The 11,620-nt window shown below is 76.2% G+C and carries 10 protein-coding genes; 5 read left to right on the forward strand and 5 right to left on the reverse strand.

Features of this window, described 5'->3' with window-relative positions; genetic code table 11:
- Positions 1-29 precede the first annotated feature (29 nt).
- The 4 genes from ACFWB8_RS35185 to ACFWB8_RS35200 all read right to left on the reverse strand — a co-directional run bounded on the left by ACFWB8_RS35185 (position 30) and on the right by ACFWB8_RS35200 (position 3,687).
- Positions 30-821, reverse strand: a complete 792-nt coding sequence (locus ACFWB8_RS35185; RefSeq protein WP_385236779.1) for a hypothetical protein — start codon at positions 819-821, stop codon at positions 30-32.
- Complete coding sequence (locus ACFWB8_RS35190) at positions 821-2,095, reverse strand: VWA domain-containing protein (protein ID WP_385236782.1); 1,275 nt, start codon at positions 2,093-2,095, stop codon at positions 821-823. Before ACFWB8_RS35190 ends, ACFWB8_RS35185 begins: the two co-directional genes overlap by 1 nt.
- Positions 2,096-2,194: 99 nt before the next feature.
- Positions 2,195-2,809 carry a sigma-70 family RNA polymerase sigma factor gene (locus ACFWB8_RS35195; RefSeq protein ID WP_385236785.1) on the reverse strand — a complete coding sequence of 205 codons (615 nt, stop codon included), beginning with the start codon at positions 2,807-2,809 and terminating at the stop codon, positions 2,195-2,197.
- Between the two features lie 203 nt (positions 2,810-3,012).
- Positions 3,013-3,687 carry a hypothetical protein gene (locus ACFWB8_RS35200; protein WP_385236788.1) on the reverse strand — a complete coding sequence of 225 codons (675 nt, stop codon included), beginning with the start codon at positions 3,685-3,687 and terminating at the stop codon, positions 3,013-3,015.
- A gap of 181 nt (positions 3,688-3,868) precedes the next feature.
- Between ACFWB8_RS35200 and ACFWB8_RS35205 the strand changes: the two genes are divergently transcribed.
- The 3 genes from ACFWB8_RS35205 to ACFWB8_RS35215 all read left to right on the forward strand — a co-directional run bounded on the left by ACFWB8_RS35205 (position 3,869) and on the right by ACFWB8_RS35215 (position 6,720).
- Positions 3,869-5,164: an MFS transporter gene (locus ACFWB8_RS35205; protein WP_385236791.1), complete on the forward strand. Its 1,296-nt coding sequence runs from the start codon at positions 3,869-3,871 to the stop codon at positions 5,162-5,164.
- Positions 5,161-6,276: a sugar ABC transporter permease gene (locus ACFWB8_RS35210; RefSeq protein ID WP_385236794.1), complete on the forward strand. Its 1,116-nt coding sequence runs from the start codon at positions 5,161-5,163 to the stop codon at positions 6,274-6,276. The genes ACFWB8_RS35205 and ACFWB8_RS35210 overlap by 4 nt, the downstream gene beginning before the upstream one ends.
- A gap of 96 nt (positions 6,277-6,372) precedes the next feature.
- Entirely contained in the window at positions 6,373-6,720 is a 348-nt protein-coding gene (locus tag ACFWB8_RS35215) for a VOC family protein (protein WP_385236797.1), read from the forward strand.
- On the opposite strand, the gene ACFWB8_RS35220 is transcribed toward ACFWB8_RS35215, so the two are convergent.
- Positions 6,717-7,886, reverse strand: coding sequence for an acyl-CoA dehydrogenase family protein (locus ACFWB8_RS35220; RefSeq protein ID WP_385236800.1), 1,170 nt, complete (start codon positions 7,884-7,886; stop codon positions 6,717-6,719). The genes ACFWB8_RS35215 and ACFWB8_RS35220 overlap by 4 nt on opposite strands.
- 173 nt (positions 7,887-8,059) lie before the next feature.
- On the opposite strand from ACFWB8_RS35220, the gene ACFWB8_RS35225 reads away from it, so the two are divergent.
- Both ACFWB8_RS35225 and ACFWB8_RS35230 read left to right on the forward strand, forming a co-directional pair.
- Complete coding sequence (locus ACFWB8_RS35225) at positions 8,060-9,913, forward strand: CoA transferase (RefSeq protein WP_385236803.1); 1,854 nt, start codon at positions 8,060-8,062, stop codon at positions 9,911-9,913.
- A complete protein-coding gene (locus ACFWB8_RS35230; protein WP_385236806.1) occupies positions 9,910-11,592 on the forward strand; it encodes an AMP-binding protein in 1,683 nt (560 codons plus the stop codon). Before ACFWB8_RS35225 ends, ACFWB8_RS35230 begins: the two co-directional genes overlap by 4 nt.
- Positions 11,593-11,620: the final 28 nt, after the last annotated feature.

Below are 11,620 nucleotides of genomic sequence, written 5' to 3' on the forward strand. Positions count from 1 at the left end.
GCACCAGGCCGTGCCCGCCACCGCCGCGGTCAGGGGCGGGAGCCCGCCCGCGCCGGGCGGCCCGCGCCGCGCGTCAGCGCGTACCCGCCGATCGCGGCCAGGGCGCCGAGCAGCCCGCCCGCCACCGTCCAGATCCAGCGGTCGGACCACCAGCCGCCGGACCAGCCGTCGGCCGGCGCCGCGCCGGCCACGGGCTGCTGGGCCGACGCCCCGGGCACGAGCGGAGCGGCGAGCGCGCCGTCCACCGCGTACGCGCCGCCCATGTCCTTCACGTCCGTGCGGACCTGCGCCCGCACCGGCTGCCCCAGGTCCTCCGGAGCCAGTTTCACCACCGTCAGGCGCACGTAGTAGCTGCCGGGCAGCGGGTCGTTGGCCCACTGCTCCGCCCCGGCCCGGACCGCCCGCAGGGTGCAGGACAGCCGGACCTCGGCGGCGTCCTTGGCCGCCGACGCGGTCTGGACGCCGTACGTGCAGGGCTGGCGTCGGCGCAGGCCGTCGTACACGTCGATCTGCCAGGTCGAGCCGGAGTGCCGGGAGGCCGCGGGCGGCAGGGTCACCTTCGCCGTGACGGTGGCCCGCTGCCCCGTGTCCAGGGGCAGCACCCAGTACAGGTAGTCACCGGTGGACGCGTCCGCCGTGGCCTCCTGGCCCACCTTGACCGACGTGGCCGTACGGAACGTGGTGCCCGCCTCGGTCGGCCCGGCCGCGCTGCCGCTCGGGCTCGGCTTCGGCGACGGACCGGCGGCCGAGGCCGCCCCCGCCGGACCGAGCAGGCCCGCGCCGGCCAGCAGGGCGGCGCTCAGTATGCGTACGGTACGCATCAGTTGGTCCTCCAGACCGAGATACGCCAGCGGGAGACCCAGCCCCACACCAGGCCGGCCAGCAGACCGGTGAGCGCCAGTACGCCGAGCAGCCACCAGCCGCGCCCGAGGCCGAAGGCGGCCACGTCGGACGCCTCGTCCGGGCCGTCCACCAGGTCGATGGTCAGCTCGACGGGCATGCCCGGGGTGGTCTTGACCGACGCGGGCGCCGAGAAGGAGTTGCTGACCTGCAGGCACACGGTCTCCGGCGCGGTCTCGGCGTTGCCGTCCGCGTCGTCGAGGGTGCCCTTCGGGTAGCGCAGGCCGGACGAGACCAGGTCGGTGCGGCCGTCGCCCGCCTCCGAGCCGCGGACGATCTCCCGTCCGTGCTCGGTGGTCGCGCGCAGCAGCACGCCGTAGTCGTTGTTGACCGCGCGGTCGGCGCCGATGCTCACCGAGGCGCGCAGCTCCTGGCCCGGCTTGACGGCCACCCGGTACCAGCGGTGCTCGCCGAAGGTCTCCCGGTCGCTGTAGATCCCGGCCTTCAGGAGCGGGGCGTCCTGGCACTGCCCGGTCCCCGCGGTCGCCACCGGCGTGACGACGGGCTCGGCGGCCCGGTCCACCAGTTGCTTGACGCGCCCGGACAGTTCGGCGGTGTGCTGCACCGAGGTGTAGGTGCCGCCCGTGGCCTCGGCGATGCAGATCAGCTGGTTGCGGGTCTTGGCGTCCGGGACGAGCCCGAGCGTGTCGATGACCAGGTGGATGCCCTTGGCCGCGATGTCGCGGGCGACTTCGCACGGGTCGAGCGGGGCGCAGGTGTCCTCGCCGTCGGTGATGAGCACGATCCGGCGGGTGGCGTCACCGCCCTTGAGGTCGTCGGCCGCCCCCAGCAGGGCCGGGCCGATGGGGGTCCAGCCGGTGGGGGCGAGGGTCGCCACCGCCGTCTTCGCCTCGGTCCGGTTGAGCGGGCCCACCGGGTACAGCTGCTTCGTGTCCTTGCAGCCCACGTTCCTGTCGTCACCGGGGTAGTTGGCCCCGAGCGTCCGTATGCCGAGCCGTACTTCGTCCGGTACGGCGTCGAGCACCTCGTTGAACGCCTGCTTCGCCGCGGACATCCGGGACTGCCCGTCGATGTCCTGCGCCCGCATCGAGCCGCTGACGTCCAGGACCAGCTCTACCTTGGGGGGTTCTTTCGACACGGGTTCACCGGCGGAGGCGCTCGCCGGGAAGAGCCCGGCGGCCAAAGTGGCCAGCAGGCCGCAGGCCCCGCCCGCCAGCCATTTTCTTGTGATCATCGCCGGATCGTATTGAGGATCCTCTGCCAAACCAAAACGGTCTCGCGACAGCGGCGTTCGGCCGGGGCCGGCCCCGCGCGAGGCGCGGGGCCGACCGGGTCAGAGCAGCTCGATCAGGGAGGTACGGGCACGGGCGACCCGGGAGCGGACCGTGCCGATGGGGCAGCCGAGGGCGGCTGCCGCGTCCGCGTACGGCAGCCCGAGCAACTGGGTGGCGACGAACACCTCGCGCCGCTCGGCGGGGATCGCCGCCAGCAGTTCGGCGAGCGCGATGCCGTCCTCGAAGCCGGGCAGGCCCAGCGGCTGGGCCTGTTCGGCGGCGCTCTGCCAGTCGTCGCGGTCCGCGACCTTGGGCCGGGCGGCGCTGCGGCGCAGGCTGTCCACAACGGTGCGGCGGGCGATGGACAGCAGCCAGGTACGGGCCGAGGAGCGGCCCTCGAACCGGTGGAGGCTGCCCAGGGCCCGCAGGAAGGTCTCCTGGGTGAGGTCGTCGGCGGACTGCGGGTCCGCGCTGAGGTAGGAGACGTAGCGCCGGACGTCGGGCTGCAGGGCGCGGACGAAGCGGTCGACGGCGTCGGGATCGCCGTCGCGGGCGGCGAGCGCGAGGAGGGTGGTCGCCTCGTCGGGACCGTCGCTGCGGCGCGCGTACGGCGCCGCCGCAGGGGCGGGGTCCGGGCGGACGGTGTCGGGGCGGGGGAGCAGGGCAGGGGTCATCGCCTGGTGTCCTTCTGGGGATCCGGGATCCGGGACGGTGGATCCGTGTCCGGCGCCGCGCGGCGGGCCGGTGAGAGGTACGGCCTGCCGGACGGCATGGCCGATGCCCGAGGCGCGGCGGTGTGCCCTGTGTGCCCTGTGGGCCTGGTGGGCCTGGTGGGCCTACGGGCTTGACGGACCGTCGCGCGTCGGGGAGCCGGCTGTCAGATGACAGCGGTCCCCGAGGGCGGACCCCGTGAGGTGACGGCGTGGACGAGCAGGAGCCGGCGCGGCGGGCGGCCGCGCCGGTCCCCGCGGGGGCGTACGCGCGGCCGGTGCGCGGGTTCGGCCAGGCGGAAGGCCAGCCGCAGCGGTACGAGGAGCCAGCCCGCCACGGCGCGCAGGACGCGGAAGGCGCCCTGTTCCCCGTACGCGAGCCACAGGCCGCAGAGCAGGGCGGCCAGCAGGTGGGCGGCGAGCATGCCGGTCGTCGGCATGCCGCCCGGGCCGGACATGGTCCCCGTGGCGTCGGCCATGTCAGCCACGTCGGCCATGTCGGCCATACCGGCCATGTCGTGGTGGGCGTGGCCGGAGCCCGGCGGTGGCGAGGTGTGCGCCGCGGCCCGGGTCGAGGCCTGCGCCGCCGTGGCCTGGGCCAGGGAGAATCCGGCGTGCAGGGCCGCCTGGGCGGCGACGGCGGCGCTGGTGACGGCCGCCAGGCCGCGTTCCCGTCCGGCGAGCAGCCAGGCGGGCGCGCCGGTCGCGGCGAGCGCCGAGATCAGCACCCACCAGGGGACGGGCGCAGCGGACATGAACACGTGGCCGAGCGCTGCGAGCAGCACGCAGGTGGCCGCGAACATCGCGGCCCGAACCGCACGGCAACATCGCCCCGGAGTCATGACGGGCTCATCGTCGCATCCCGTTCGGGCCCTTCACAGAGGGGCACTCACAATCGGAGCATGCCCTGAGTACACCTCAAGTCTCCATGTGACCGAGGCCACTTGAGGTGTCGGGAACTCCCGGCGCGGCCCGGCCGACTCCTCCCGCGGACCAGAGGGCGGCGTGGGAACGGAGTCAGCGGTGGGGGAGCGGAAGGCGCCGGCGGCGCCGGCGCGGCAGTCCGGGGCGGCGTCCGAGGCGCCGGCCGAAACGCCACGCGGCGCCGCATCCGGGACATTGCCCGACGGCGGGCCGGGGCGTGGCCGGCTGACGCCCCTGCTCACCTGCGCGATGGCCTTCTCGATGCTTCAGCTGTTCCTGCTCGGCGCACTCGGCCCGCGGCTGGTGGACGAGTTGGGCGTCACCCCCACCCTGCTCGGCCTGACCACGACGATCGGGTTCGGTACGGCGGCCGCCCTGTCGCCGGTGGGCGGCCGGGTGGTGGACCGGTTCGGCCCGCGCCGCTCCCTCTTCACCCTCCTCCTCGTCTCCGCCGTCGCGCTCGCACTGATCGGCGCGGCGCCCGGCCCGGGCTTCCTCCTCGCGGCCGTCGCGCTCGGCGGACTGCCGCAGGCACTGGCCAATCCGGCGACCAACAAGGCGATCCTGGCCGCCGTGCCACCCGCCCGGCGGGGCCCGGCGACCGGCATGAAGCAATCCGGCGTGCAGCTGGGCGCGTTCGCGGCCGGACTCCCGCTGGCGGCACTCGCGAGCGGCGTCGGCTGGCGCGGCGCGGTGTGGACCGCGGCCGCCACGGCGGCGGTGGCGGCGGCGTGGGCACTGCGGGCGCTGCCCGCCGATCCGCCGCCGCGGAAGACGCCGCCGCGTACCCCGTCGGACGGGGGCGAGGAGCGGACATCGCGCGGGGCCACCGGCTGGCTGGCGGTCTTCTCGCTGTTCCTGGGCTGCGGGATCGCCTCGGTCAACACGTACGTCGCGCTCTTCGCCGCCGAGCGGCTCGACATGGGCCCCACGGCGGCCGCGGCGCTGGTGGCGGCCCTCGGCGTCGCGGGCATCGCCGGCCGGGTGGGCTGGTCGAAGGCGGCGCGGCCGGGGCGGGCCGAATGGCTGCCGGGCCTGCTGGCCGGCGGGGCGGTGGGGGCGGCGGCACTGTTCGCGGCGGCCCTGTACGCGGCGCCGCTGGTCTGGGCCGGAGCGGTGGCCGCGGGGGTGTTCGCGGTATCGGGCAATGCCGTCTCCATGGTGCTGGTGATGCAGCGGGCCGCGCCCGGCCGGGCGGGCCGGGACTCCGCACGGGTCTCGGCCGGGTTCTTCGCCGGGTTCGCCGTCGGGCCGCCGCTCTTCGGGCTCCTCGCGCAGGCCGACCGCTACGGCCCCGGCTGGCTGCTGGTCGCGGCCGAGTTCGCGGCGGCCTGCGCCGTCGCGACGACCTGGGCGGTACGCGAGCGGCGCCGCGCCCTTCGGGGTACGGCGTGACCCCCGGCCCGCCGGCCGCGTGGGCCGGGCCGGCCCTGGCCGACGTGCTCGACCGCGTCGGCGCCACCCGGGCCGAAGTCGGCGAGCGCTTCCCGCTGTACGCCGATCCGGGTACCGGCCGCTGGGTGACCACAGGCCGGGGTGCGTGGACCGGCGGCTTCTGGGCCGGACTGCTGTGGCTGCGCTCCCGGCACACCGGGGACCCCGCCGACCGGGCGGCCGCCTCCGCGTGCACCGCGCGGCTGGCCGACTGGGTGGCGGCCGACACCGCCACGCGCGGGCTGATCCTCTGGTACGGGACCGCCCTGGCCGGCGAGGACCGCGGGGCGCGCGAGCTGCGTACCCGGGCCGCCCGGGCGGCGCTGGCCGCGGTGGACGCGGAACTCGGACTGGTGCCGTGGGGGTCGGCCTTCGGCGGCCCGCGGCTGCTGGCCCGGGTCGACGGCGTACCCGGCATGGCGGGGCTGCTCGCCTCCGCGGGCCGGGAGGGCGCCGAGGCGGCCGCCGCGCACCTGAACCGGCACCTCGACCTGTGCGGCGACGGCGCCCGCGACGGGGACGGCGACGCCTGCGGCCCGGGCGGCGCAGGCCGGGCATTCGTGCCGGCCTGGTCCTACGAGGCCGACGCCGGCGCCGACGGCGGCGGGTGGCTCGCGTGCGAGGACCCGCCGCCCGGCTGGAGCCGGGGACGGGCGTGGCTGCTGCTGGCGGTGGCCGACGCCCTGCACCGCCCCCGCGTCGCCGCCCGTACGCCCCCGGGCCGGCTCGCGGAGGCGGCGCGCCGGCTGGCAGCCGAACCCGCGGAGCTCGTCCCGCCGGCGGACACGGCCCGTCCCGACGGTCCCCTGGACACCTCCGCCGCCGCCATCACGGCGGTCGCCCTGTTGAAACTCGCCCGCCTCCCGGGCCCCGGAGCCGTCAAGTACGCCGAGCGCGCGACCGCGATCCTGGAGCGGCTGGTCGGCAGGCACCTGGCCCGGGGCCGGCTGCTGGACGGCTGCTACGACGCCGCGCGCGGCAGCGCCGTACGGCACGAACTGGTGTGGGGGGACTTCTTCCTGGCGCAGGGGCTGGCCGAGCTGACCGGTCTCGCCGACATCCGGGAGGCCTGACCGGCCGCCGCCGCGTGTCGGCGACGCATTTCCCGCCGGATGGGGGTGCATGGATGAAGACAGACACGGCAGACCCAGGGAGAAGAGGACCTCATCGTGCTCATCACACGCGTGCTCGCGGTCGCCCCGGTGCGTGACATCGAGCAGTCGGTGGCCTGGTACGAGCGGCTGCTGGCCAGGCCGGCCGACAGGCAGCCGATGCCGGGGCTGGCGGACTGGCACCTCACCCCCAACGGCTGGCTCCAGGTCTTCCAGGACCCCGAGCACGCCGGTTCGACGCTGATCAACCTGCAGGTGGACGACCTGGACCGGGCGCTGGCGGACCTCGCCGCCCGCGGTATCACGGCCGGGCCGGTTCAGACCGGGGGCCGCATCTCGCGGTTCGCCGCCGTCCACGATCCCGATGGCAATCGGGTCACGCTGGTCGAGAACCCGGTGTCTTAGGCCGTCTCGGATGCGTGGCCGCGCAGCACCCGGCGGGCCACCGAGGTGATGTGCAGCTCGTCCGGCCCGTCGAGGATGCGGGCGGCGCGGCCCGTGCGAAACAGCGCGGGGAGCGGGGTGTCGGGCCCGAGCCCGGCCGCGCCGTGGACCTGGATCGCCGCATCCGCCACCCGCTGGAGCATGCGGGCCGCGGCCACCTTGGCCAGGCCCACCTCGACGTGCGCGTCGAGCCCGGCGCCGATCCTGGCGGCCGCCTCGTGCACCAGCGGGCGGGTGGTGCGCAGCGCGAGCAGCGATTCGAAGACGTGCTGCTGGACGAGCTGGTGCCCGCCCAGCGAACCACGCGACCCGCTACGGGAGTTGGCGCGCGCGACCAACAGGTCGAAGGCGCGCTGGGCCTGGCCGAGCCAGCGCAGGCAGCGCAGGGTGCGGCCCAACTGGAGTCGCTCCCCGGCGATCGACAGGGCCCGGCCGCGCTCGCCGAGGAGGTGGTCGGCGGGCACCCGGACCCGGTCGAACCCGATCTCCCACTGGCCGGACGCGCCGAAGACCGGCAGCTCGCGCACCACCCGGAAGCCGGCGGAGCCGGTGGGAACCACCAGCAGCGAGAGCCCTTCGCGGTCGCCCGGCTCGCCGTCGGTGCGGACCAGCACCGTGACCAGATCGGCTTCGGCGGCGCCGGACACGAACCACTTGCGGCCGCTCACGGTCCAGCTCCCGTCGGCCTGTTCCTCGGCGCGCGTGGCGGTGAGGGAGGGATCGGTGCCGGGCGTGTCCGGTTCGGTCATCGCGTAGCAGGCGCGGAGCCCGCCCGAGGTCAGCCGCTTCGGGTACAGGTCGCGGACCCGGTCGGAGCCGTGTCGCTCCAGCATCGTGACGTCGAGCAGCGGTGCGGAGCCCAGGGCGGCGGGCCCGTGGTCGCTCGCGCCCTCGGCCTCGGCGAGTTCGGCGTACGCGGCCAACGGGACGCCCTGGCCGCCCTGTTCGACGGGGAGCGGCAGGGCCCACAGGCCCTCCTGCCGCGCCCGGTCGCGCAACTCCCGCAGGGCGGCCGCGGCGGCGGGCCCGCCGGCGTCGAGCACCGGCTCGTACGGCATCACCCGACTCCGTACGAACTCTCCGACCCGGCACCGCAGTTGCTGCGTGTCGCCGTGCTCCTCCACCACTTTCCTCCACTCCGCCGGGAACCCGTGGGAACAGCAGTCCGACTGTCTGCCCGTGGAGCTGGTCGGGTGCGCACCGGACCTGGTTCCCGCGTTCCGCAGCAAGAAGACCCGCAGCAAGAAGACCCGCAGCGGAAGACCCGCAGCAGAAGATCCGCAAGGAGAAGAGGAGAGGCATGGCGTCACCAGTCACCGCGCCGACCGTCCGGCCGCTCGACGGGCTGCGGGTGGCGGCCTCGGGCCCGCCCGCACTGACCGGCCTCGTCACCGGGCACCTCGCACTCCTGGGGGCCGGCCCCGCGCCCGCACGCCCGCAGGCACCCCCGGACACGCACACCGCGCGGATCACCCTGACCGGGAGCGGCGTCGGCCTCGGCCACCAGGAAGCGCGCCTGAGCTGGTCGGCGGACCCGGCGAGCGGCATCACCGACGAGGCCACCGCGCAGGCCGCCACCGGCATCATGGCGGTCCACGGGCGCCGGGACGGCGAACCGCGCGGCCTCGCCGCCGACTACGCCGCCACCGCGGCGGCCGTGCTCGCCACGCAAGGGCTCCTCGCGGGACTGCTCGGCCAGGCCAGGGGCGGGGCAGCGGCTTCCCGGGTGGAGACGAGCGCGGACCGGGCCGGCCTGCTGGCGGTCTCGCAGTACCTCGCCGCGTCCGGGGCCGACGAGGGTGAAGCGGCCGACATCGCCCCCGGGGGACCGCCGTTCACCTCGGCCGACGGCACGCTCTTCGAGCTCGAAACGCTGGACCCGGGGGCATGGGCCGCCTTCTGGCGGGCCCTGGACGCCCCCGCCGACGCGATACGGGCCGGGTGGCGGCCGTTCCAGTTCCGCTACGCCACCGCCTGCGCCCCCTTCCCGCCGGTACTGCACGCCATCGCGCGGGCCCACCCCTGGCAGCGCCTGCGGCAGGCCGCGGCCCGGTCCGGCGCCGAGGTGTGCCGGCTGCGCAGCCTGGCCGAGCGCGCCGCCGAGCACGACGGAGCCGCCCCCTGGTCCGTGACCCCGTACGGGCCGGGGACCGCGGGACCGGGGACCGCGGGACCGCGCACCGCCGGCACAGGCCACCGCGTCCCGAAGGCGGCGCCCACCCCCGCGAAGCCCCTGGCGGGACTGACCGTGCTGGAGGCCGGACGCCGTATCCAGGCACCCCTGGCCGCGCACCTGCTGGGCCTGCTCGGCGCCGACGTGATCCGCATCGAGCCGCCGGGCGGCGACCCGCTGCGCGGCATGCCCCCCGCCTGCTCGGGCCTCTCCGCCCGCTGGCTCGCGCTGAACCGGGGCAAGCGGGCCGTGGAAGTCGACATAAAGTCACCCGGCGACCGGCGCCGACTGCTCGACATGGCCACCGGGGCCGATGTGTTCCTGCACAACTGGGCCCCCGGCAAGGCAGCCGAACTGGGCCTGGACCACGCCGACCTGGCCGCCGCGAACCCGGCGCTCGTCTACGCGTACACCGGCGGCTGGGGTCCCGGAGCGACCGGCCGGCTCGCCGACACCCCGATGGGCACGGACTTCATGGTCCAGGCCCGTACCGGCGTCGGCGAAGCCGTCCGCCCCCGGGACGAGGCGCCGGCGCCCTCCCTGATGACCCTCCTCGACGTCCTGGGCGGGCTGCTCGGCGCCGAGGCCGTGCTCGCCGGGCTGCTGACGCGCGAGCGCACCGGGCAGGGCCTCCGCGTCGACTCCTCCCTGCTCGGCGCCTCCGACGTGCTGATCGCCCCCGCCCTGCGGCGGGTGCGGGAGGGGCGGGACCCGCGTCGCCCGGCCGGCTTCCGCAGACCGCTGCGCACCGCCGACGGCCGGGTGGCCCCGGCCGACGCCTGCGCCGCGGCCGCGGCCGCCCATGACCTGAGCGCCCTGACCACCGGCGAGGCGATCGCGCGGTTGCGCGCCCACGGGCTCGCCGCCACCCGCGTCACCGCCGATCCGGCCGAACTGCACCACGACCCGCGCTTCACCGGCTCGATCAGCCGGGACGCGCACGGTGCCCCCGCCGTTCCCGACCCCTGGAGCTTCACATGACCGTCGCCCTGCACGACCTGATGCCCACGGGCCTGCGCCGCTCCTGGGCGGCCGACGGCACCTGCCCCGATCTCGACCTCTACAGCCTCTTCCGGGCCCGCCAGATCTCCGATCTGCACCGCACCGCCGTCCTCGATTCCAAGGGGGCGCTCTGCTACACGGCCCTGGACCGCAAGGTGCGCCGTCTGGCCACCGGGCTCGCGGAGCTCGGCATACGGGCGGGGGACGTGGTCGGCGTACAACTCCCCAACGGGCGCGCGGCCGTCATGGCCGACCTGGCCCTGGCCGCGATCGGCGCGGTGGCGCTGCCGTTCCCCGTCGGCCGGGGCAGTCTGGAGGCCGAGTCCCTGCTGCGCAGAGCCGAGGCCGTCGCCGTCATCGCGTCAGTCGGACACCGGGGGAACCGGCACGCCGCCGACCTGCGCACGCTGGCCGCGAGTCTGCCCGCGCTGCGCCACGTCATCGCCGCCGGACCGGGTACCGCACCAGAAGGAACGATTCCGCTGTCGGGGCTGCTGCGCTCCGACCCGGCCGCCTTCGTACCGGCCCGCCCCGACCCCGACAGTGCCGCCCGCATCCTGGTGTCCTCCGGCTCGGAGGCGGAGCCGAAGATGATCGCGTACTCCCACAACGCGCTCGCCGGCGGCCGCGGCAACTTCCTCGCCTCGCTCATGCCGGACGGGACCCCGCCGCGCGCGCTGTTCCTCGTACCGCTCGGCTCGGCCTTCGGCTCCAGCGGCACCGCCGTCACCCTCGCCCGGCACGGCGGGACCCTCGTCCTCCTGGAGCACTTCACCCCGCAGGCCGCCCTCGCGGCGATCCGGGAGCACGCCCCCACGCATGTCCTGGGCGTCCCCACGATGGTGCGCATGATGCTCGACCTCCTGGAGGATCCCGGCCGCCAGGACCCGCCGCAGTACGGTGAACTGCCCGCCCCCACCGCCCTGGTCCTCGGCGGCTCCGCCCTCGACGAGACCACCGCCGAGCAGGCGGCCCGCGCCTTCCGCTGCCCGGTCGTCAACCTGTACGGCTCGGCCGACGGAGTCAACTGCCACACCGGGCTCGGACGTTCCACGCCGGAGGCGGAGGAGGGCGGCCCCGACGGCGCGGGCATCGTCGCCGGGCGCCCCGACCCGCGCGTCGCCGACATCCGCATCACCGACACCGAGACGGGACGGCCGCTCCCGGACGGCGAGATCGGCGAGATCACCGCGCGCGGTCCCATGACCCCCATGTGCTACGTCGGCTCCCGGGAGCTGGACGCCCGCTACCGCACCGCCGACGGCTGGGTCCGCACCGGCGACCTCGGCAGGATCGACCGGGCCGGCCTCCTGCACGTCGTCGGCCGCCTCAAGGACATCGTCATCCGCGGCGGCGCCAACATCAGCCCCGCCGAGGTGGAACGGGAACTCGCCTCCCACCCCGGCGTGCGCGACGTGGTGTGCGTCGGAGTACCCGACGAGGTGATGGGGGAGCGGCTCGCGGCCTGTGTCGTACCGCGCGGCGCCGGGGCCCCCACCCTCGTCTCGCTCGGCGAACACCTCGGGCGGCGCGGCCTGGAGCGGCGCAAGCACCCCGAGCGCCTGCTGCTGGTGGACCGGATCCCGCTGACCCCGGCCGGCAAGCCCGACCGCACGGCCCTGCGCGAGCGCCTCGGCCGCGTGGCGGTGACCGTGTAGTGACGCGGCGGCGGGGCGATCCGGGAAC

Source organism: Streptomyces sp. NPDC060031, assembly GCF_042736805.1.
Taxonomy (GTDB): Bacteria; Actinomycetota; Actinomycetes; order Streptomycetales; family Streptomycetaceae; genus Streptomyces.

What these genes read in the sequence shown, in the direction of transcription:
- ACFWB8_RS35230 (WP_385236806.1), top strand. Translation starts at nt 9,910, where the DNA reads ATGACCGTCGCCCTGCACGACCTGATGCCCACGGGCCTGCGCCGCTCC.
- ACFWB8_RS35195 (WP_385236785.1), bottom strand. Translation starts at nt 2,809, where the DNA reads ATGACCCCTGCCCTGCTCCCCCGCCCCGACACCGTCCGCCCGGACCCC.
- ACFWB8_RS35185 (WP_385236779.1), bottom strand. Translation starts at nt 821, where the DNA reads ATGCGTACCGTACGCATACTGAGCGCCGCCCTGCTGGCCGGCGCGGGC.
- ACFWB8_RS35200 (WP_385236788.1), bottom strand. Translation starts at nt 3,687, where the DNA reads ATGACTCCGGGGCGATGTTGCCGTGCGGTTCGGGCCGCGATGTTCGCG.
- ACFWB8_RS35190 (WP_385236782.1), bottom strand. Translation starts at nt 2,095, where the DNA reads ATGATCACAAGAAAATGGCTGGCGGGCGGGGCCTGCGGCCTGCTGGCC.
- ACFWB8_RS35225 (WP_385236803.1), top strand. Translation starts at nt 8,060, where the DNA reads ATGGCGTCACCAGTCACCGCGCCGACCGTCCGGCCGCTCGACGGGCTG.